General features: G+C 61.7%; 14 protein-coding genes. 5 read left to right on the top strand and 9 right to left on the bottom strand.

From position 1 onward, the window contains the following. Nucleotides 1–31: 31 nt before the first annotated feature. Nucleotides 32–580 (bottom strand): lactoylglutathione lyase, encoded by a 549-nt coding sequence (gene gloA / locus V3388_RS02975; protein WP_336366028.1) that lies wholly within the window; start codon nt 578–580, stop codon nt 32–34. Between the two features lie 105 nt (nt 581–685). Between gloA and V3388_RS02970 the strand changes: the two genes are divergently transcribed. The 5 genes from V3388_RS02970 (at nt 686) to V3388_RS02950 (ending at nt 7,002) form a co-directional block, all read left to right on the top strand. After that, nucleotides 686–1,339 carry a GntR family transcriptional regulator gene (locus V3388_RS02970; protein WP_336366027.1) on the top strand — a complete coding sequence of 218 codons (654 nt, stop codon included), beginning with the start codon at nt 686–688 and terminating at the stop codon, nt 1,337–1,339. A gap of 208 nt (nt 1,340–1,547) precedes the next feature. Continuing rightward, nucleotides 1,548–2,582, top strand: coding sequence for a DUF6160 family protein (locus V3388_RS02965; protein ID WP_336366026.1), 1,035 nt, complete (start codon nt 1,548–1,550; stop codon nt 2,580–2,582). A 65-nt stretch (nt 2,583–2,647) separates the two neighbouring features. Continuing rightward, nucleotides 2,648–3,721: a lysylphosphatidylglycerol synthase transmembrane domain-containing protein gene (locus tag V3388_RS02960; RefSeq protein ID WP_336366025.1), complete on the top strand. Its 1,074-nt coding sequence runs from the start codon at nt 2,648–2,650 to the stop codon at nt 3,719–3,721. After that, nucleotides 3,718–5,952 (top strand): glycosyltransferase, encoded by a 2,235-nt coding sequence (locus V3388_RS02955; protein ID WP_336366024.1) that lies wholly within the window; start codon nt 3,718–3,720, stop codon nt 5,950–5,952. The genes V3388_RS02960 and V3388_RS02955 overlap by 4 nt, the downstream gene beginning before the upstream one ends. 78 nt (nt 5,953–6,030) lie before the next feature. Further along, the gene (locus V3388_RS02950) at nt 6,031–7,002 is read left to right on the top strand and encodes a YbgA family protein (RefSeq protein WP_336366023.1); all 972 of its coding nucleotides are present in this window, start codon (nt 6,031–6,033) and stop codon (nt 7,000–7,002) included. A gap of 1 nt (nt 7,003) precedes the next feature. On the opposite strand, the gene V3388_RS02945 is transcribed toward V3388_RS02950, so the two are convergent. The 8 genes from V3388_RS02945 to V3388_RS02910 form a co-directional block, all read right to left on the bottom strand. Then, nucleotides 7,004–7,741, bottom strand: a complete 738-nt coding sequence (locus tag V3388_RS02945; protein ID WP_336366022.1) for a DUF481 domain-containing protein — start codon at nt 7,739–7,741, stop codon at nt 7,004–7,006. Between the two features lie 25 nt (nt 7,742–7,766). Continuing rightward, nucleotides 7,767–8,780, bottom strand: coding sequence for an oxygen-dependent tRNA uridine(34) hydroxylase TrhO (trhO, locus tag V3388_RS02940; protein WP_336366021.1), 1,014 nt, complete (start codon nt 8,778–8,780; stop codon nt 7,767–7,769). Nucleotides 8,781–9,096: 316 nt separating this feature from the next. After that, nucleotides 9,097–9,831, bottom strand: a complete 735-nt coding sequence (locus tag V3388_RS02935; protein WP_336366020.1) for a DsbA family protein — start codon at nt 9,829–9,831, stop codon at nt 9,097–9,099. Between the two features lie 72 nt (nt 9,832–9,903). After that, nucleotides 9,904–11,844 carry a methyl-accepting chemotaxis protein gene (locus V3388_RS02930; protein WP_336366019.1) on the bottom strand — a complete coding sequence of 647 codons (1,941 nt, stop codon included), beginning with the start codon at nt 11,842–11,844 and terminating at the stop codon, nt 9,904–9,906. A 151-nt stretch (nt 11,845–11,995) separates the two neighbouring features. Then, a complete protein-coding gene (locus V3388_RS02925; RefSeq protein ID WP_336366018.1) occupies nt 11,996–12,340 on the bottom strand; it encodes a chaperone modulator CbpM in 345 nt (114 codons plus the stop codon). Between the two features lie 13 nt (nt 12,341–12,353). Beyond that, on the bottom strand, nt 12,354–13,325 hold the full coding sequence (locus V3388_RS02920) for a DnaJ C-terminal domain-containing protein (RefSeq protein WP_336366017.1): 972 nt from the start codon (nt 13,323–13,325) through the stop codon (nt 12,354–12,356). A gap of 116 nt (nt 13,326–13,441) precedes the next feature. Then, nucleotides 13,442–20,194 (bottom strand): putative Ig domain-containing protein, encoded by a 6,753-nt coding sequence (locus V3388_RS02915; RefSeq protein ID WP_336366016.1) that lies wholly within the window; start codon nt 20,192–20,194, stop codon nt 13,442–13,444. 175 nt (nt 20,195–20,369) lie between these two features. Further along, nucleotides 20,370–20,903, bottom strand: a complete 534-nt coding sequence (locus V3388_RS02910; RefSeq protein WP_336366015.1) for a hypothetical protein — start codon at nt 20,901–20,903, stop codon at nt 20,370–20,372. Between the last annotated feature and the right edge of the window lies 1 nt (nt 20,904).

The raw sequence follows: 20,904 nt of genomic DNA, 5'->3' as shown, positions 1-20,904 counted from the left end.
GTCGGGGCTTTTTTTTCGCGTCAGCGGCGCGTCAGTCGTCCTTGCGCTGCTGCTCCAGCATGTCCGGCTGCAGGATCTCAATCCAGTAACCGTCGGGATCCTTGATGAACGCCAGGCCTTTCATCTTGCCGTCGTCCGGCTTCTTGACGAACTCCACGCCCAGTTTGGCAAACCGGTCTGCCGCCGCGTACACATCCGGCACCGCGATGCCGATGTGGCCAAAGCCCTGGGGCTGGTCGTTGCCGTTGTGGTAGGAAAAGTCCGGGTCGTCCTCGGTACCCCAGTTGTGGGTCAGCTCCAGCATCGCCTCCCGGCCAAAGGTGTAGGTGGTGCGATGGGCGTCGTCCGCCGGCACAAACTGCGCCTGGCGATCGTCCAGGTAGCCCAGGAAATACAGGGTGAACTTCATCTCCGGGAAGTCCAGCTTGCGCACCAGGCGCATACCCAGCACCCGGGTGTAAAAGTCCAGCGAACGCTCCGGCTCCTTGATACGCATCATGGTCTGGTTGAACACGTAGCCTTCGGTTTCCGGCACCGGTTCGTGGTAAAGGCCGGGCGCCTCTTCAAAGTGCTTGGGCATGGTCTGTCCCTTTTTGGTGAAGAATTCAACGGTTATACTTGGCTGCTTTACACTGGAATTTCAAGGGGCCGGGCCGTCCGGTGCCGGTTCCTGTTGGGGCTGTCCATGGATTTTCAGGTGCCGAACACCCTCGCCGAGCAGATCGCCGATTACCTCGCCGAGCGCATCATGACCGGGCAGATCGCCCCCGGGCAACGCATTCAGGAGGCCACGCTCGCCCAGGAGCTGACCGTCAGCCGGGCCTCGGTCAAAGAAGCACTGTATACCCTGGAGCGCTGGCACCTGGTGGAGATTACCCCGCGCAGGGGCGCTTCCGCATCGCGCCTGGACGCGGACCACGCCGAAGAACTCTACGACGTGTATATGCACCTGCTGGTGATGCTGGCGGTCCGGCTGTGTGAGCGCTGGCGCGACGAGCATCGGCCGGGGCTGCTGGAGACCGTGGCCCGGGCGACGGAGCGCATGCGCACCAGCGATGACATCAAGGCGGTGGTGGACGCCAGTTTTGAGGTCATGGACGCCTGCAGCCAGGTGGTGGACAACCCGTACCTGTCAGAGGCCCTGTCCAACTTCCGCCCGGCCGTGAGCCGCGCCTACTACCTGGGCGCCGATGCCTACCGGGACGGCCTCGCCGTCACCCGCCGGTTTTTCACCGAACTGCCCGAGGCCGTGCTGGCCCGGGATACTCAACGGGCCGAAGCCCTGATCCGCGGCTTTGCCGACCACCAGAAGTCCCTCATACGGCAGGCCCTCGACTGACGCTTACCCCACCGGCCGGGGGCGTTTGGCCTCCGATGCGTGGTCTGGCCCCGTCCGGTTTGTGACGGGACGCACAGACCGGAAACGTCCGCATCCGTATTGTTACATCGTGTTAACGAACACGCCGCAGAGTGGTTGAGGTGTCCCTGCGGTCCGGGCCTGATTGCCCGGATTGAACCGAACAACAAGGACTTGCAGGGCTTCCACCATGACACCACAACGGCGCCAGCCGCTCGTTTTCGTTCTCCGCCAGCGCCCGGTTCAGGCCGTGCTTCTGGGCCTGATGTCGCTGACGGCCACCGCCGCTCACGGCGAGTTTCGCGCCCTGGACGACCAGCGTCTGTCCCAGGTTACCGGCCAGGCCGGCGTCACCATTGAGCTGGAAACCCGGCTTTCCATGGATCGACTGACCTGGACCGACGAAGGCTCGATCAACGTCAACGGCATCCGCCTGTCCGGCCAGAACGACACCACCCTGGACAACCTGAAGCTCACCCTGGACATCGCCGGCGACAACGAAGTGCTGGACTACGGCTTCTCCGAGATCGCCCGCCGGGCCGATGCCGGGCAGCTCGACGCCTCCGACCCGAACATCGCGGACGCCCTGGCCCGCTACAAGCTGGCCGGCGGCTACGGCAAGCAGTTCCAGGACGGCGACCTGGTGATGCACCTGGGCGCCATCGACTACGGTGACCCCACCAGCCTGGACGACTACCTGCACGCCGTGGATTTCGAGCTGGGCGTGGACAGCATCGAGACCACCGGCAGCGAAGGCAGTACCACGCTGTTCTCCAATGTGCTGCTGCAGGGCTACGTGGGCCCCACGGACCTGGTGATCCGCAACGGCGGCACCAGCACCCGGACTCTGAGCAACGGCAACACGGTGTCCGGCTCCGAGCTGCAGCTGGAAACCCACTTTGAAATCACCAACGGCCAGCTGAACTGGGACAACTCGGACCTGCTGTTCATCTTCAACTTTGCCGCCGTTGGCATCGAGGGCCTGCAGATCCACAACCGCCGGGGCAACGACACCGAGGGCCATTTCGGTATGGCCTACGCCCGCGCCAACATGGCCCGGGGCACCAGCGCGGCCTCCGGCAAGGATGGCCTGTCCATCCACGACGTGGAGTTCCGCGCGGACATCGACATGCCCGTGTTCCGCATCGGTCCCCAGAGCATCGGCAGCATCCAGTTCACGGATTTTGCCATCACCAACACCAACATGATGGTGTATGGCCACTGACGCGGCACTGGACACGCCCCGCCCCTCTCCCGGTAAACTGCCCGTCCTGATCTGACGGGCAGCCCATGACCGACCAAGACGGCAGTCACCCACACCAAACCGCCACCGCTGACACCTCTGGCACCTCCTGGCGCCGGCTTGCCCTCTTCGGCGGGCTGTTCGTCCTGCTCACCGCCGCCGGTATCTACACCGTCTACAGCCAGTTTGCCGAGCGCAGTTTTACCTTCGATACCCGCCTGCTGGCACCGGGCACCTTGCTGTCCATCGCCGCGCTTTTGCTGGTGTACTTCACGGCCGACGGTCTGCGGCTGTACTTCACCCTGCGGGCCCTGGGGCACCGGCTACCGTTCCGGCCGCTGACCAAGCTGGTGTTCATCAACCTGTTTTTCTCCAACGTGACCCCCATGGCCACCGGCGGCGGCTTTGCCCAGATCTGGTACCTCACCCGCCACGGCATCCCGGCCGGGCGCGCGGCCACGGCCACTACCATTCGAACGGTGCTGGCGGTGCTGTTCATCTTTTCGCTGACGCCGGTGTGCCTGCTCACCCTGGCGCCGCTGCAGGGCCAGTCCATCGTGGGCCGGGTCGGCGAGGCGCTGGCGGTGTTCATCGTGCTGTACCTGGGGTTTTTCCTGGTGCTGCTGTTCCGAACCCGCTGGCTGATCAGGCCCCTGAGCGGCTTGCTGGCGCTGTTACGACGGGGCCACCTGATCAGCGCCCGCCGTCACGACCGCTGGCAGTTCGGCTGCCGTCGGGAGATGCTGCGGTTCTCCGGCGCCTTTGGCGAATACCTGCGCGGCCCCCGGCACTTCGTGGCGCTGTCGGTGCTGTGCACCGCCATCTTCCTGCTCAGCCTGTTCAGTTTCCCGGCGTTGCTGATCCACGCCCTTGGCTATCCGGTGGATTATCCGCTGACCGTTGGCCTGCTCGTGGTCACCACGTTTATCATGTATTTTTCACCCACGCCGGGGGCGTCGGGCATTTCCGAGGGCGTGTTCGGGCACTTTTTCCAGGGCATTCTCTCGGGTAACCACCTGGTGCTGGTGACCGTCACCTGGCGCCTGCTGACCATTTACCTGGGGGTGGTGATCGGCCTGCTGATCCTCCAGAAGGACCTTTCGAAGGGCAAACGGACGTGATACGCCGACAACCGCTCAAACTGCTGTTCTACCTCAGTCTGCTGATCGTCATCCTGCTGGTGGGCTACAAGACCTACCTGAACCTGTTCATGCAGGATTTCACCAGCGTACACGCCGCCCAGGTGGAGAAAATCTACCAGCGGGTGAAGCCCGGCGAGCCGGTGCGGTTTGCTGTGGTGGGCAACATCAACAATTCCATCGGCATCTTTGAGGACCGGATCATTCCGGAACTGAACACCGACAATCCGGACTTCATGGTGTCCGCCGGCAACGCCGTCAGCGGTGGCGGCGAGGACAAATACCGGGCGCTCTATGGCTCCCTCGGCCACCTGAACATTCCCTACCTGCTGACCTTCGGCCCCCACGAGTACGAGGATTTCGGCAGTTTCCGGTTCTACGACCACTTCGGCCCGCACTTCTACAGCATCCGCACCGGCAACGTTCGCCTCATTTTCATGGACAGCACGGGCAAAACTCCCTGGCGCTGGCAGATTCGCTGGCTGAACGACCTGCTCAACCAGGACACCAGCAACGCCCGCATCCTGTTCATCGCCAACCCGCCCCTCGAGCCCGAGAAGAACCCGCTGTTCGATGAGAAGGACGATTACCTGGCGCCGCCGGAGTTCCGCGATGCGCTGATGGCGCTGATCCGCAAGCGGGACATTGACGCGGTGTTCTCCACCAACGTGTCCACGTATTCAGAGCAGACCATCGACGGCACCGAGTTCATCACCACCGGCGGCGCCGGCGGGCTGGTGCTGAACAACGACAACAGCTTCTACCACTACGTCGACGTCACCGTCAGCCCCGACGGCGAAGTGACCCACACCCTGCAGCGCCTTAACATCGGCCGGCATCCGGTGGGTAAAACCCTGGAAAGCCTCTGGTTCTTTGTCTATTCGCTGATCTACAGCGGCTACCTGAACTTCCTGATCCTGCTGGGGGTGTTCGTCGCGATTACCGTGAAGCTGTATCAGGTGATCTTCGTGGGCAAGGACTACTACCCGGACTACGACCTGGACCCCACGCCCTGGCTCGATCAGCACCTACGGGTGGCCATGTTCACCAACAACTACCTGCCGTTTATCGGCGGTGTGCCCATTTCCATCGAGCGGTTACGTCGGGGCCTGCGGTTCCTGAAGGATGAGGTGCTGGTCGTCGCTCCGGCCTACAAGGGCCAGCCGGCCAACGAAACCGGCGTGGTGCGGGTGCCGTCACTTTTGGCCATGGGCGAGAACCGGGAGTTCCGCTTGGCGAACATTTTCCTCCGGCGTATCCGCCGGGCGGTAAAAGCCTTCAAGCCGGACCTCATCCACGTGCATCACCCCTTCTGGCTGGGCAGCCTGGGGCTGTTCATGGGCCGGCGCCTGCTGCGGGTGCCGGTGGTGTACACCTACCACACCCGGCTGGAGCACTACGCCCACTTCGTGCCCCTGCCCGGCCTGCTGTTCCGCAACCTGATCTCCCACGCATTGATCAAGCGCTTTGCCAACAAATGCGACGCGGTGATCGTCCCGACTTACTCCACGGAAGAATATCTGCGGATGCTGGGGGTCAAGACGCCCACCTTTGTTCAGCCCACCGGCATTGAATACGATCGGTTCCAGGCGGTCACGCCGGAGCAGATCGCAGAGCTGAGGAACGAGCTGGGGCTGACGGACGAGAAGGTGCTGATCAGCGTGTCCCGGCTGTCCAACGAGAAGAACATCGACTTTATGATCGATGCCCTGGCCGCGCTGCGCAAACGTGCCCGCACGCCCTTCCGGTTCTTGATGATCGGCGACGGTCACCAACGGGACCGGTTGCAGGAGAAGATCGAACGCCTGGGCCTGGCGGACTGCGTGACCCTGGTGGGTCCAGTGCCACCGGACCAGATGGCGGTGTGGTACCGGCTCGGTGACCTGTTTGTGTTCGCCTCGAAATCGGAGACCCAGGGCATGGTGATCCTGGAGGCCATGGCCGCCGGCCTGCCGGTGGTGGCGGTGCGCTCCAGCGGCATCGATGACGTGGTTCGCCAGGGCATGAACGGCTTCAAGACCCCGGAGCGACAGGACCAGTGGCTGTCCCGGGTGCAGTACCTGCTGGAGCACGACGACGAACGCCGTGAGCTGTCCGAACAGGCGCTGGCGTTCGCGGCCGACTTCTCGGTGGAACATTTTGCCGGAGACGTTCGCTACATCTACGCGACCACCCTGGCGATGGCCAAAAAAAGGAAAGCCCGGATAAACTGATGCCGCGCGCCAGCGTACTGTTGACGTATGGCTGACGTACTTTTCGAGAAAACCCGACACCGCGCAGGGCAACGCGTTATGACCGCAGAGCAACCGCCAAGCGCCGGCGGCATTCCCGTCGGCATCAGCGCCTGCCTCCTGGGCAGGGAGGTCCGCCATGACGGCGGCCACAAGCATTCCCGCTACTGCACCGGCGTGCTGTCCCGCTATTTCGATTTCCAGCCCCTGTGCCCGGAACTGGAAGCCGGGCTTGGTGTGCCTCGCCCGGCCATCCATCTGCGGGAACGGGACGGCAACCTGCACGTCACCGAGACCCGGGGCGAGGCCGACCACACCGCCGCCATGGACGCCGCCATCGCCCGGGCCCTGCCGGGGCTGGCGCACCTGCGCGGCTATATCCTGATGGCCAAGTCGCCGAGCTGTGGGATGGACCGCATCAAGGTCCACAACGCGGACGGCCAGGTGGTCCGTCGGGATGGCCGGGGCCGGTTTGCCGAGGCATTGATGGCGGCCTACCCGCTGATGCCGGTAGAGGAAGAGGGCCGCCTGAACGACGACGGCCTGCGGGAGAACTTCATCGAGCGGGTCTTTGCCTACGACGACTGGCGGCAGAACGTCGCCGGCGACCAACTCAGCGCCCGGTCACTGATCGCCTTTCACACTCGCCACAAATTTCAGTTGCTGGCCCACTCGGAAAAGCACTACCGCCAGCTTGGGCCGCTGCTGAGCGATCTCAAGGCGGCCCCGCTGGCGGACATCGCCGGGCGATACCTGGAAGGCTTCATGGCGGCCATGGCCCGGCAGGTCAGCCGGGGCGCCCACATGAACGCGATGCTGCACCTGCTGGGCTACCTGAAGGGCACCATGCCGGAGGCGGACAAAACCGTGCTGCTGGAGCAAATCGAAGCCTATCGCCGGGGCGAGGTGCCGCTGGTGGTGCCGATGACGTTGCTGCGCATGGCCCAGCGGCGGGAACCGGTGGACTATCTTCGCGTCCAGCAGTATCTCGCGCCCTATCCGGACGAGCTGGGCCTGCGCAACCGGGTCTGACTCAGAACCCGTACAGCAGGGACAGGGAGGTTTCGGTATCGGTGCTGGTGGAGCCCGCGGGGGGATCGGAGACGTGCTTCACGCGATAGGCGACTTTCATGGACAGGTTGCCCACGACGTTGGCCTGAAGCGAGGTTTCTGACTTGCTGATGGTGTTGTTCTCATCCAGGCCTACCTCCGTGCTCAACTTCTGTCGGAAGAGGGCGTTCTCGGACAGCGCGTAATCAAACTGGCCGGCCAGACGGGCGATGGCTTCCTTCTCCGTGTCGTCACCGTTCTCATCCGGTTCTTCCAGTTTGTTGTACCGGTAACCGGCACCGGCCGAGAGGTCCAGGAAGCTTCGGTCGCCCTGCTCCCAGACCCGGTTGCCGTAACCGGTGGTCAGGGACGATTCAAAATCGTAGCCGGAGAACCGGTCCTTCTCCCAGGCACCCCGCACGAACCAGAACTGGCGCTCGGCAAACTTGTAGTCGGTCTGCAGGGCCGCCTGGTACTGCTCGGCGGTGGTGGTGTTGTCGGTTTGGGAGTAGTTGGTGCTCAGCTCGGCGTTGTTGCGCCAGCGTTCCACTTCATGGGTCAGGGCCAGGCGGCCGTTCACGTTGGTTTCGTCGGTATTGCCGGAGGTCATCAACACCCCCAGCTCGGCTTCGCCCTTGAACGGGCCGTCATCAGCCGCGTGGGCGAGGGGGACGACGGCCATGGCCGACAGCGAAACGATGGCGGTGGTTCTGAAACCCATGAAAACTCCTTGTGGTTGCTGGGACTTATCCGGTTGTACGGTTGGTCTCTCCCTCCAGACTTTTCTTCGCTTGCCGTGCCCGTTCGGCTTGTTTTCGGGCTTTGCGCTCGGCGATCACCCGAGCCGCCTCGCCGCCAACGTGGGCTTCGCCCCGGGCCTTGGCAAGGCGCATCTGCCGCTCCCGTTCCTGGAACCGCGCTTTCTGTTCCTCACTCAGCGAGTCGATGCACTGGTGGCAGCTCACGCCCTGTTCGTACTCGGGCCGCTGTTTGTCGGCTTCGGTAATCGGGCGGCGGCAGGCGTGACACTGGTCGTACTCGCCCCGCTCGAGGCGGTGGTTCACGGTGACCCGGTCATCGAATACGAAGCATTCACCCTGCCATAGGCTTTGCTCCTGTGGAACCTCTTCCAGGTACTTCAGGATGCCGCCTTTGAGGTGGTACACCTCGTCGAACCCCTGCTCCTTGAGATAGGCGGTGGACTTTTCGCAGCGGATGCCGCCGGTACAGAACATGGCGACTTTTTTGTGTTTCGCCGGGTCGAGGTTCTGTTTCACGTACTCGGGAAATTCCCGGAAGGTGTCCGTGGCCGGGTTGACGGCGTTGCGGAAGGTGCCAATCTCCACCTCGTACTGGTTGCGGGTGTCGATCAGCAGCACGTCGGGATCGGAGATCAGGTCGTTCCAGGCCTTGGGGTCCACGTAGGTGCCGACGATCCGTTTCGGGTCGATGCCGTCGACGCCCATGGTGACGATCTCTTTCTTGAGTTTCACTTTGGTGCGTTTGAACGGCTGGATGTCGACGTAGGATTCTTTGTAGTCGATGCCGTCGAAGCGGTCGTCGCTGGCGAGCCAGGCTTTGACGGCGTCGATGCCTTCGCGGCGGCCAGCGATAGTGCCGTTGATGCCTTCGCGGGCGAGCAGCAGGGTGCCGTGGACGTCCCGTTCGAGCATGAGGTCGAGCAGGGGTTGGCGGAGGGCTTTGTAGTCGTTCAGGACGGCGAATTTGTACAGCGCGCAGACAACGATGGTGTCGCTCATAGGGGTCTCCTGCGGGCCGGATCGTAAATCCGGAGCATGGTTGTTTGGGGCACGCGGCGTTGGGCGTGCGGGACAGAGTTTAACCAACTGAGGTTTTGGCGCAAGTTGGGGGTGGCCGCAGGCGGTGCCGTTAAGACGCCTTCGGGCGGGATGGCCCCGCCAGAATACGCCGTGAATACGTCCCTGTAGGCTCGGCTCCGCCATCCCTGGCTCCGCACGATTCTGGCGGGGCCATCCCGCCCAAAGGCTGATTTGGTGGTTTGCCCGCTGACTCTTTCGTTCGTCGGTTGATTGTTCGCCGATTAACTGGCCGGCGTTAGTTAGAAGCCGCTTTCAGTTCCCTCTCAACCACCGCAGACAGCTGGGCCCAGCTGGCGTTGGTCAAACGGATGTTGTTGACATACACCGTGGGCGTGCTGGTCACCCGAAGGCTCACAGCGGCCTGGCGGCTCTGGCCGATGGCTTCCTGGTGCAGGTCGGTGGTCATGCAGGTGTTGAAGCGCCGGGCGTTGAGCGAGAGGTCGTTCGCGTAGCCGGTGAACAGCGGCAGAGGTTCCTCGGCTTCGCTCCACTGGGATTGCTCGGCGAACAGGCGTTCGTGCATGGGCCAGTAAGCGTCCTGGTCGCCGGCGCAGCGGGCGGCCATGGCGGCGGGGACGGCGTTGGCGTGTTGTTGCAGGGGCAGGTCGAAGTACACGAAGCGGACTTTGCCGGTGTCGACGTACTCCTTGCGCAGGCGTTCGGTGGCGTCGGCGAAGCGGCCGCAGGCGGGGCATTGATAATCCGCGAACTCGCGGACCACCACGGTGGCGTCGGCAGGGCCGGTGGAAATACCGAATTCATCCAGTTGGGCCGGGAACGGCGGGGTGTCTTCGCTGGCAACGGGGAGCTCGTCCGAGGTCGGCGACGGCGGGGCCGTGAGCAGCGCCAGGCCGATGCCGAGGATGACAACCGTGATGCCGACAATGATCCAGGCTCTGCCGCCGCCGCGCTTGGCGTTCGGGCGGGGGGCGGGGGCTCCGGTTTGCTGACGACGTTTGGCTTCGCCCATCCAGGCTTCTCCTTGTGTGGTGTGGGTGCTCGCCTGTTATACCGGATATTGCCCGCCGCTCAAACCACCCCGCTACACCTGGAACTGGGAGGCCTTTGCCTGCAGGGCGGAAAGCCGTTCGCCGATGCGCTGGCTGGCCTGGTCGGACCGTTCGATGGCGTCGACGGTTTCCCGGGCGGAGCCGGCGATGTCGTCCACGCTGACGCTGACGCTGCCAGCATGCTGGCCTTCGGCTTCGGCCACCGAGGCAATCGCCAGCGCCTGCTCCTGCAGTTGGCCGAGCAGGCGGTTGATGCTGTCGAAGTGTTCGTCGGCTTCCCGGAACGCCTGGGAAGACGCCGCCACACCGCCCGACACGTTGCCGATTCTGGCGACGGCCTGCTGGCTGCCGGCTTGCAGGCGTTCGATGATGCCCCGGATTTCCGTGGTGGATTCCTGGGTGCGGCTGGCCAGGGTGCGCACTTCGTCGGCAACGACGGCGAAGCCCCGGCCGGATTCGCCGGCCCGGGCGGCTTCGATGGCGGCGTTCAGGGCAAGAAGGTTGGTCTGTTCGGCGATCTCGCCGATCACCGAAAGCACGGTGGCAATCTGCGTACTCTGGCGGTCCATGTCGTTGACGGCGGTGACCGCTTCATCCACGTCCTGCACCACCCGATCGAGCCGGTGGCGCACGTCCCGGGAGATGCCGGCGGTGGCTTCGCTTTCCCCGCTGATGGTCTGGACGGAGCCGGCCACTTCCTGAATCTGGCGGGCCACGTCCGCGATGCTGCGGGACATGGTGGCCATGGTATCGGAGACGTCAGACACTGCCTGCTGCTGCCGGTTGACCGCCGCCACGGCGTCTCGGCTGATGTCGCCCTGTTCCCGCGCCTGGGCCACCGCGTTTTCGGCGGAGCCTTTGACGTCGGACACCAGTGCCTGGATGCGGGCGATGAACTGGTTCATGCCCCGGGCCATGTCGGTGAGTTCGTCGCGGCCCTTGAGGGTAACCCGCTGGGTCAGGTCGGCCTCGCCGTCAGCGATGCCCCAGATCGCCGAGTTCAGGCGCAGCACCTTGGGCAGGAGCCCGCCACCGAGCACGACGGCCACGGCAACAAGCAGGATGACGGCGGCGACCACGGCCAGCCAACTGAGGTTGCTGGCCATGCTGCCGGCTTCGTCGTTGAGGGCGTCCACGGTCTGGGTGATGCGCTCCCGGGTGACCTTGTCCACGTTGGCCAGTTGCCCCTGCAGGCGCTGGTTTACCTGGTCCGTTTCCGATTCCAGGGTGGTCTTCAGAGCCTTCACGCTGTTGTTGATGGTCTGGCTGAAGGCGCTCTGGAGCGTGGCCAGATCCCGGTTGACGCCTTCCAGGGACAGGCCGATTTTCAGCTCGCCGATCTTGGAGCCCTGGGGCTGGATGTCCGCGCTGATGATGACCACGTTCGGGTCCCGGCTGGCGGCGTCCAGTACTTTGTTGGCGGCGCCCCGCCCTTCGCCCTTGTCCATCAGGGCACGGACCCGTTCGTCGGTTCGGTCGACGTAGCGGGTCATGCGTTTGCCGTACTGGTCGTAATAGACCGCAAAAAGCACCGAATCCCGGGCGTCCGCCAGCTCCACCAGCTCGGTCAGGCGGGGAATGTTACGATCCCAGATCATCGGCGCAGCCACCGCCGCCAGCACGTTGGCCAGGCCCTGGGCTTCGGCCATCACGGCTTTACGGACGTTGTCCGACATCTGCTTCTGCTGGGCTTCCTGCTGGCGGGTCAGTTCGGCGGCCAGTTCCTGCGTCGTCTGTTCGCGCATGGCCTGCAGGCGGCTTTTGACGTCGGCCCGGGTGTCCTCAAACGAGCCGCTCACCCGTCGGGCGCTCTCTTCCAGTGCATTCCCTGCGGTGGCAACCAGCCCCTGCACCTGATGGGTGATGAGCCACTGGCTGAGCAGCACCTGCACCACGCCCACCGCGATCAGGATTATGAACACAGGCCGCAGCAGGCGGCTGCCCACCAGTTGCTTGAGAAAACGAACCGCCATAACGACTCCGATAACTGAGTGATCCGGCGTCCTGCCCGTTGGCATCCAGCGTCCCCTGCCGAACGGTTACTCTCAGTTATAGCAAAGCCCAGGCCAATTCGGGATCTCGGCGCTGTCGCTGCCGACATTCGGGCCAGTGATGACGGGGGCCCTATTCCCCCAGTTGGTGCCGCAGGCGCTGATTGAGCCGGGCAACTTCCCGGCGCAGGCTCTGCACTTCGTCCAGCAGATCCAGGGACATGGCCAGCCCCGGCAGGTTCAGGTCCAGATCCCGCTGCAAGCGCTGCGCCGTGCGCAGGCGACTCAAGGCCAACACGTCGAACTGCCAGCGACGGGCCTCCTGGGCCTCGTCCAGCGGGGCCAGGATGCCGTAATCCACCAGGGTAATGACAAACTCCGCGTGGCATTCCCCCCGCTCGCAGATCTCCCGCAGGCTGAAGGTGTGGCGGCCGTTTTCCATAACGTCCACCGTCAGAACCTGATCGCCATTGCTCATTGTTCGTCCTCCCTCACACGTGCAGTTTGCTGCGCGGGTTGAAGTGTTTTTCCACCTTGGCCAACTGCTCGTAAAGCGCCTGGGCCTCAGCAGAATGCTCGCCGGGCACGGCAATCTGCAGCACCACTATCTGGTCTCCGGGGTGCTTGCCCGGCAAGCCCTTGCCTTTCAGGCGCAGCTTCTGGCCGGCGGTCGCCCCCTTGGGCACCTTGACGTTCACCTTACCGCTCAACGTGGGCACGGTTACCGTGGCGCCGAGGGCGGCCTCCCAGGGGGCAATCGGCACGGTAATCAGCAGGTCGTGACCTTCCACGGTGTAGTGGGGGTGCGGGGCCAGCTCCACTTCGATAAACAGGTCGCCGGGGTCGCCGCCGCCCAGGCCGGGCGAGCCCTGCCCTTTCAGACGGATGTGCTGGCCTTCGCGCATGCCCGCGGGAATTTTCACCTTCAGGGTCTTCTGCCGGGCTCGCAGCCGGCCGTGATCGTCCGGCTCGTGCACGGTGATGGACAGGGACTTTTCACACCCCTGATAGGCTTCTTCAAGGAACAGGGCGAGGCGGGCGTGGATGTCTTCCCCGCGCTGGCGCACGGTCTGGCGATACCCGCCACCGAAGCCGCCAGAGAAGCCACCGCCCCGCTGGCCACCGCCGAAGATTTCCTCGAAGAACTCGCTGAACTGCCGGGCGTCCGCCTGGGTGTATCCGCCACCGCCAAACCCGGATGCGCTCTGCCAGCCGGGCGGCGGCTCAAACGACCCGTCCGGCCGGGCGCCGTACCGGCGCAGCTGGTCATACTCGGCGCGCTTTTCCGGATCCTTGAGCACCTCGTAGGCTTCGCCCACTTCCTTGAACTGCTCGTCCGCGTTCTCCTCTTTGGAGACGTCCGGATGGTACTTTCGGGCCAGCTTGCGGTAGGCCTTTTTGATGTCCTCGGGGGTCGCGGATTCGCTCACGCCGAGGACGGCGTAGTAGTCCTTGAAGTCCATAGCAGCCCTCTTCAGATCCGGTGAGACGCGCCGAGGCTGATCCTATCGACGCGCACTCTCAGGATACGCCACTATTAGTTAGCTGTACTTGACGGTGGCCAGGAATTCACTACCGATCAGAACCATTTCAAACCCAGCCAGCTGCCAAGGTTCCATCCACCTATCAGATCTTTAAGCCAATCGGTGATAGCGTCAATAATGTCCTGAACCGGATCCGTTGGCGCTTCATCGGGCGCCGCAGCAACGGTGAGGGTATAGGTCTGGTAAGCGCTCTCTCCGCCCCTATCGCTCGCAGAAACACGAACCTCATGCTCACCCACCTGGCTTGCCGTCGGCGTCCAGCTCAGTTCGCCGCTGCTCGCATCCATCAGCATGCCGTCGGGGCCATTGATCAACTCAAATACCAACGGGTCACCATCAGGGTCTGAGGCGCCTACGGTGTAGCGATAGGCCTCGCCTTCAGTGGCATCCAGAACGGGTTCGGAGACGATCTCTGGTGGCCAGTTACTTACCTCACCAACACCAAAGGCTCCAACATCCCAGGGCGTCTGGCGCCTTTTCTGATTCGCGTCTGTCGTGAAGGGATAAAACTCCGTTGTGGACAGATCCAGCCCTTGGCCACGTGCGCCCTGGTCCCAGGGTTTCAGGCCATAGTTGCCCGCTTGTGCGTCAACAAACCCAACACTGCGATGTCGGAAGTCGGCGTCGGGGCTGCTATCGTCGGTGCTGACATTGTGGCCAGTCACGGCCCAGGCCTGGGCCCAGGACACATAATCTTCCAGATTGCCCACGGAAAGGTTGTTGAGCACAACGCTCTGTGCCGCCTCAAGGCGCAGCCCAAAGCGGTTACCAACCAACGTGTTGTTGTAGATAAACGCCGGACCCCGCACATCCAGCCCGCTGTTGGTGTACGTTCCGGCAAATCCGGTGACCAGGTTGTTGCGGAGAACATAGGTCGCGTCCGGCTGGCGGGCTAAAATGCCCGCAGATCGATCCGGCTCGCCCGTCATCAGACCCCGGACCCGCACCCCATCGACCGTCACGACCGAACCCGGAGCCTTAGGTTGTATGAGCACGCCGGTTACGTCATTGTAGCCGTTGTTTCGAACGAGAATCTCCCCCCCCTCACTCAACAGCCGAACGTCACCCTCGCGAATCATGACGGCCGTTGTCCCGTCAATCAGAGCGTCGATCATCAGGCTGTAGCCCTGTTCGAGGATAACGGTCACGGGCGTCTTTGCCGTAGAGCCCAGGCCGTCAATGACGACGGGCTGTGTGTCCGGCAGGCCGGTGGTGGCTCTCGCCCGAATCAACAATGGCTGGGTCAGTTCCTGGCCTGACTCGCCGGCTATCGCGGCCGCAAGCGTGGAATAATCCGCACCCGATTGAGGGTCGGTATCGACCACAATCAACCGGGCACCGTTACTTCCTGCTGGCGAAACCACCAATCGAAACGCTTGAACAGCGACACCGCCACGCCCGTCGGTGACTTCGATCTCTACCCCAAAATCACCCACCTGTTCTGACGACGGCATCCACTGAACCACGCCAGTCTGGGCATCAATGGACATGCCTTGTGGCGCCATCGTCAAGCGGTAGGTCAGCGGATCATCATCGTTATCGCTGGCCTGAACATCGTATTTATAGGCAACGTTTTCCTCAGCGGTAACCTTAGGCTCTGAATCCACGAACGGCGGCCAGTTGCTCACGGCACCAACCGTATTCGCGCCGATGTCCCACGGAGCCGTTCGCTCTTTCTGTCGAATGTCATTGTGGAAGCTAAAGGCAACGGCGTTGCTCAGGTCACGGCCCTGGCCCACGGCGGCATCATCCCAGGGCGCCAGTGCGTAGTTGCCTGAATCGGCATCCACAAACGCCACATCGCGGGTGCGGAATGAGACATTCGGACTCGATTCATCGGAACTGATGTTGTTTCCAGAGCTTCCCCAATTCCCCGCGGCGGGGGAGTAGTCCCACTCGTTGCCAGTGGCCAGGTTATTGAAGGCGACGATGGAGTTGGCAGACCCGCGAATACCGTAACGGTTTCCGACGACCGTGTTGTTATAGAGGTACGACTGGCCTTGGGCAAAGATGCCTTGCGCCTCGCCGCTGCCGGTAAAACCGCTCACCTCATTATTTCGGATCACTTGGTCGGCGGTATCATCAAGCGCGACGATACCTGCGCTCTCACCCGGAGTACCCGTGATGTCGCCCAGAACAGATAGGCCCTCCACAATGACCGTGGAATCATCCGGCTGCTGATCGATCACGATCCCGGCAACACCGTCAAATCCATTATTGCGGATTTGCACTCCGCCGCCTTCTCCGCGCAGCGTCACATATGGCGAAAGAATCGACACGGCCCGGGCGCCGTTCTCTGAAGCCGTAATATCCAGCACGTAGCCTTTGGTGAGAACGATGGTCAACGGTTTTTCCTGGGACGGTACCACTCCCTGTATCACAACTCGCCCGATGTCTGGCTGGTCTGCTGATGCCCGGGCATGGATAACCACGGGGCGCTCCAACGGACCGCTCAGGCTCGCAATCGCCGCCGCCAGGCTGGTGTAATCCGCTCCGGCCTCCGGATTGGTATCAACGGTGACAATACGCGGCATGGTGAGGTCAGGCGCCACGTCAATCGTGAACGACTGGCGGGTCACGCCGCCCAGCGCGTCACGCACTTCAATGACAACCGTTTGCAAGCCTTCCTGAGTGGCGGTTGGCGTCCAGTTTACGATGCCGGTCGATGCGTCGATCGTCAGCCCGTCCGGACCGTCAACAACCTGGAAGGTCAACGCCTCATCACCCTGCCCGGATGCGACAACACTGTAAGTGTAGGCGCTGCCCGCTTCCGCAGTCGGCGGTGCAGTAGACTCGATTACTGGCCGACGAGCTTCAATGTTCCAGGCCAGTGCGCCGAGGTTCGGCGCCCGGTCGTTCGGAGACGCCACGCGGAGGATGTCCGGACTCAACGCCTGCCCGCCGGCGGCTACCGGTGGAAAGCCGATATCGGCAGCACCTACGACAATCAGATCCGGATCCAGCGAGGTCGCGTGCGCTGTCGCGCCGCTGATACCCAGGCCGCTATTGTTCAGTCGCGCGGAATAATCGTACTGGGTGGTGTCGCCCACGGTCTGTTGTCCCACCAGTGTGAAGCCACACACTGTCAGCAACGCATCCGCCACCTCGTTATCCCGGTTTACCAGTGTAACGGCCGGCGTCACCGTGCCATCAAAGCTCGGATCCGTGCTGACCGCCGGCAAAAACTGCAGCCGATAGGCCTGATCGCCATCAGCCACACAGTCATCCTTGCCCCGCACACGAATAATCTGTGGTTGCGACCAGTTGTCAGGTGTGAACTCCAGATAATGTGTATCGCCGAAAATCTCTGCCTCGGTTGTCGTCGACAACTCGAAGTTCAGCAACACGGTCGTGCCCGCGCGCGGGGCGCCATCAAGAACAACACTGAATTCCGCCACAGACACACCACTCTCGTCCGTGGCCAGCTCTGTCAACGGAGTCACCTGCGCGGCGATCTGACGATCCACTTTCCGGACCACGCAACACGCCTCCGCCAAGACATCGGTCGTACCATCAGAAATCCGGGCCGAAAGCCGATACTCTCCCGCAGGCAGCCCATCCAGATTCCAGAGGTAGTGGTCCGACTCACCATCCGGATCTTCCGGCAGATCTGCAACAATCAGATGGTTACCGTTGTAGTAAAGGCTGACGGTGGCATTACTGTCGGGGTCGGCGTCGACCCACTGGATCGGCACGTTCCCGCCATAGGTTTCAATCGCTTGATCCGGCAAAACGAAATTCAGGCTTGGGGCGTCGTCGATACCATCCTTGTTGGTAAAGAAACGCTGACTCTCAGACCAGCTGCTCGCCAGGCCTCCTTGGTCCAACGCGCGGACCCGCCAGAAGTAATAATGATGGTTCTCCAAAGGCGTATTCAGCGGCCACTCCAGGCTGTCGGTCGTGGTTGACGCTACCAGGCTTTCCATCCACTCATCGGAGTAGAGTTCATACTCGTAGCGAACCGCGTCGCCGTTTGGATCTGTGGCCGGGTGCACCGATAGGGTAGGAACCAGAACCTCTACCCAGGCGTTCGGTGCCGGGTTATTCAGGGTGACAGGTTCCGGCGGCTGCGCGTCCGTGAACATCCGGAAACTGGCGGTCATCCAAGGGCTTTGAGCCTGCCCGTCGTCCGCTTTCGCACGCCAGTAATACGTCTGCCCGGGCAACAAACCATCGGCTACCCAGGATGTCGTTGCCATACCTTCCGCGACCGGCTCGGACCTCTGCAGCGCCGGACTGTCAAAGGTGTTCACCGCGTCCAGCTCGAAGTGGTACGTCAAGGGCTGGCGCTCGGGATCAAAGGCGTTATTCACCATCAGGGTTGCCCCTTCCCCCATAACAACTTCATCCATCGCGGGCGCCGCAAGGGCCGGCACCTCAGGCGCCAGGTTTGATGTCGACACAATAAAACTCGCCGGCTCCGACACCGTGGTCGCACCATGCTCATCGGTGGCGGCCGCAATCCAGAAATACAGCTGCCCGTTGGTCAAAGACACCGGCACGCGCCAGGCGGTCTGGCCCTGCGGCCCCTGGCTCAGGCCGCTGACTTGCGCCACCGGGTTCGAGAAATTGACGTCGTCCTCGGCAAAAACCTGAAACTGATAGGTGAGCGTGTCGCCATCAAGATCGCCACTGTTGTTGGTGATCAGCGTTGGCGTGAGCGTATCGACCAGCGTCTGATCGGCCGGCTTGCTGGGCGCAAACGGTGCAGGCGCATCGTTCGCCGTGTTCACAAAAAACCGTCCGTTCACCCACTCGCTGGCTCCGGCGGCGGTACGCGCGTTCACTCGCCAGTAATACCGGGTGTTGTCGTTCAAGGCACCAGCGGACAGCGCCGAACTGTTGAGGGTTACCTGGGTTGTACTCTCACCTTCGGGCACGCCCTCAATGCGGCCTACCTGGCGAGTCATACCTTCGTTCTCGTACACTTCGAAGGTGTAGGTCACGGCGCCAATGTTATCGTGAATGCCATTGCGGATGGTCAGCGTCGGCGTTCGTGTTGCGACCTCTTCGCCATAGGCCGGCACGGCCAACTGCGGCGCATCGGGTGCAACCTCGGCCACGGTCGGGTCGCTGTCGCGTTCGAACTCGTCCTTGTCCAGAATTCCGTCGCCGTCCAGATCACCGGTGCCGTCCCGGCTCAGGTCGCCGAAATATTCGCGCTCCCAGTCGTCGTCCATCCCGTCGCCGTCCCGGTCACTGGCCGGGAACACCACGACCATGGCGGACCTTACCGCTGAAAGCTCCCCGTCGGACGCCGTAAACTGGGGAGTATAGGTGCCGGCCTGGCCAACCTGCGGCAACCAGCTGAAAACACCTTGTCCGTTGCCCTTGTCCTCAAACGTTGCGCCAACCGGCAGGCCACTGGCTTCCAGGGTCGGAATGGTTTTGTTCGGATCACTGGCCTGCACCAAAAAACCCACCTGGCCAGTCTCGTAGGTGGTGTAGTTGGCAATGTATTGAATCGTTGGCGCCTCGTTCACCGTGGGGGTGCCGCCAAAAGTCACGTTGTACTGGCCGGCACTCTGCGTATCGAACACATTCAGGAAGTAGTCATAGTGGATCTTGTCTTCCTGAATGGTTTTGGAAAGCCAGTAATTGGCCGGGCTGAGCATTGAGCCATCGCTTCGAACCACGTCCGTCAGCGCTTCACCGCCCTGGTAGGGGTCCGTCAGTTTAATGTGCACCGGTCCCGCCTGGGCCGGTACCGTGAGGGTTCTGGTGGTTGCCGAGCCGCTGGACGAAGCACTGCCCAGCACACCGCTGATGGACGCCACTGGCAGGCAGTCTGAACAATCCGCCAGGTCCAGGCCGGTGTGCTCGGATTCATACACCCTCACCGTTGTGCCATCCTGCGCGAGAAAATCCCGAACCGAATCCCGGCCTGGTAGGGCGACAATCACATCCCGCAAAAGAAAGTGGGTGTTCACCGCCTCAACCAGCGACGTCAGCGCCCCGCCATACTCGTCTGTGTGGGAGAAGGTCGCATCAAACTCGGTAAACCGGCCTGTCAGGGACGTTTCCATGACCCAGCGCCCGGTTCGGTCCGAGCGGGCCGCGATATCCCCAAAATCCAGCAGCAGGGTCTTGTTGGCAGGCTGATTGTCGATAAAGCTGCCGGTAATGCGAAAATCCACCAGCAGTCCGTGTTTGTTCTCAACGATCTTGGGCTGTGCGGACGCAATCTTTACCGATCGGGCCGGGCCATTGCCATTGTTAGACAAGCGCACACCCAGGCTATAGGGCTCAATGGCTTCAATTTCCGACGTAAACGGATTATCTCCGTTCACTTCGTTCGGCAGGAAATAGTCCAGAGTCAGGCTGGGCTGGGGTTTCACCACGATGGTGTCCGGCGCTGCATCCATCTCCTGTGTTTCGCCACCATAGGTGAAGGACAGCTTGGCGCCCACGTAGTAGAGCCGGCCAGCGCTGTCGTCACCTCCGGCTCCGGCCGTCGGCACAATCAGCCACCGCAATTCCGCGACGTCCGCCGGATCAATCTTTCCATCTCGCAGCGCGCCGTTCGCGCCGGTTTGCAACGAGTTAATCCCCGTGTGATCGTCCAGGCTGATAAAAAAACGGGCCGATTCGCTGTTCGGATCCGAGGACGCTAGCACCGGATTGCCGTCGGCGTCCTCAAACTGGATGTCGATCTTCACCTGTTCCAACGCCATGGAATCCAGACTGTTGGTGATGCGCATGTTGGCTTCGAAGGCTTGGCGCTCCAGGGTAAGTTCCTGGGAAATTTCTATTTTTACGACCGCACAGAGCGATTCCTGGGCATTCACGTGGGCTGCGAATAACGCTATCCATGCGAAACACCAATATCCTATTACTCGCATCCAATTCATGATTCATTGTCCTTGCCTTACTTGCTTGCCCGACTTTGCCTGCCGCTAGACTTCAAGCACTCAAACGCAAAAATCAGTATTAAAAAATAAGCCAACTAACTTGCTATATACCTCACTGAAAACGCCTTAAAAAATCAAAAACCGCACCCCTACATTTAACTTCAAACACCAACAGGCCACTTTCCCGCGTAACACAGCTAAATGATGCTGAGTTATTAAAACCCACATCATAAACAGTGAAGTCATCATCAAAAAAACCCGAAATTTCATATAAATTGGAAAAAAACATGCCCCCATCAATCAAAAAGCCACCAAAATATACCCAAGAAAATGGCACAACATACAAAAAACCAAAACGTTTTTCTTCAAGATAACGAGCAATATCGACACCTCTTTCATTACCTTCGAACGCTAGCTCGAACTCACATATTTTTTTATAGTTATAATGGGCTTCTCCACCAACACCATACTCGATGATTCGTGCATTGAGTGCTTGCATAGTGGGCATGTCAATAAAATGGAAACCATGACTCCCACATATCTGCACCAACCCTTCACGCAATGCTTGATGACTCGACTTTCTTTTGCGCTCGAATATCAAAAATTCTTTCCTTAAAGACCTAACACAAATTTCTTTGTTTGCCATT

It is taken from the genome of Marinobacter sp. C2H3, assembly GCF_037080155.1.
In the GTDB taxonomy this organism is placed as follows: Bacteria; Pseudomonadota; Gammaproteobacteria; order Pseudomonadales; family Oleiphilaceae; genus Marinobacter.
The sequence above is the reverse complement of the archived record's forward strand: the minus strand, read 5'-3'. Positions and strand labels throughout refer to the sequence as shown.

Coding starts and splice junctions, on each gene's coding strand:
- gloA (WP_336366028.1), bottom strand. CDS start 580: ATGCCCAAGCACTTTGAAGAGGCGCCCGGCCTTTACCACGAACCGGTG.
- V3388_RS02970 (WP_336366027.1), top strand. CDS start 686: ATGGATTTTCAGGTGCCGAACACCCTCGCCGAGCAGATCGCCGATTAC.
- V3388_RS02965 (WP_336366026.1), top strand. CDS start 1,548: ATGACACCACAACGGCGCCAGCCGCTCGTTTTCGTTCTCCGCCAGCGC.
- V3388_RS02960 (WP_336366025.1), top strand. CDS start 2,648: ATGACCGACCAAGACGGCAGTCACCCACACCAAACCGCCACCGCTGAC.
- V3388_RS02950 (WP_336366023.1), top strand. CDS start 6,031: ATGACCGCAGAGCAACCGCCAAGCGCCGGCGGCATTCCCGTCGGCATC.
- V3388_RS02945 (WP_336366022.1), bottom strand. CDS start 7,741: ATGGGTTTCAGAACCACCGCCATCGTTTCGCTGTCGGCCATGGCCGTC.
- trhO (WP_336366021.1), bottom strand. CDS start 8,780: ATGAGCGACACCATCGTTGTCTGCGCGCTGTACAAATTCGCCGTCCTG.
- V3388_RS02935 (WP_336366020.1), bottom strand. CDS start 9,831: ATGGGCGAAGCCAAACGTCGTCAGCAAACCGGAGCCCCCGCCCCCCGC.
- V3388_RS02930 (WP_336366019.1), bottom strand. CDS start 11,844: ATGGCGGTTCGTTTTCTCAAGCAACTGGTGGGCAGCCGCCTGCTGCGG.
- V3388_RS02925 (WP_336366018.1), bottom strand. CDS start 12,340: ATGAGCAATGGCGATCAGGTTCTGACGGTGGACGTTATGGAAAACGGC.
- V3388_RS02920 (WP_336366017.1), bottom strand. CDS start 13,325: ATGGACTTCAAGGACTACTACGCCGTCCTCGGCGTGAGCGAATCCGCG.
- V3388_RS02910 (WP_336366015.1), bottom strand. CDS start 20,903: ATGGCAAACAAAGAAATTTGTGTTAGGTCTTTAAGGAAAGAATTTTTG.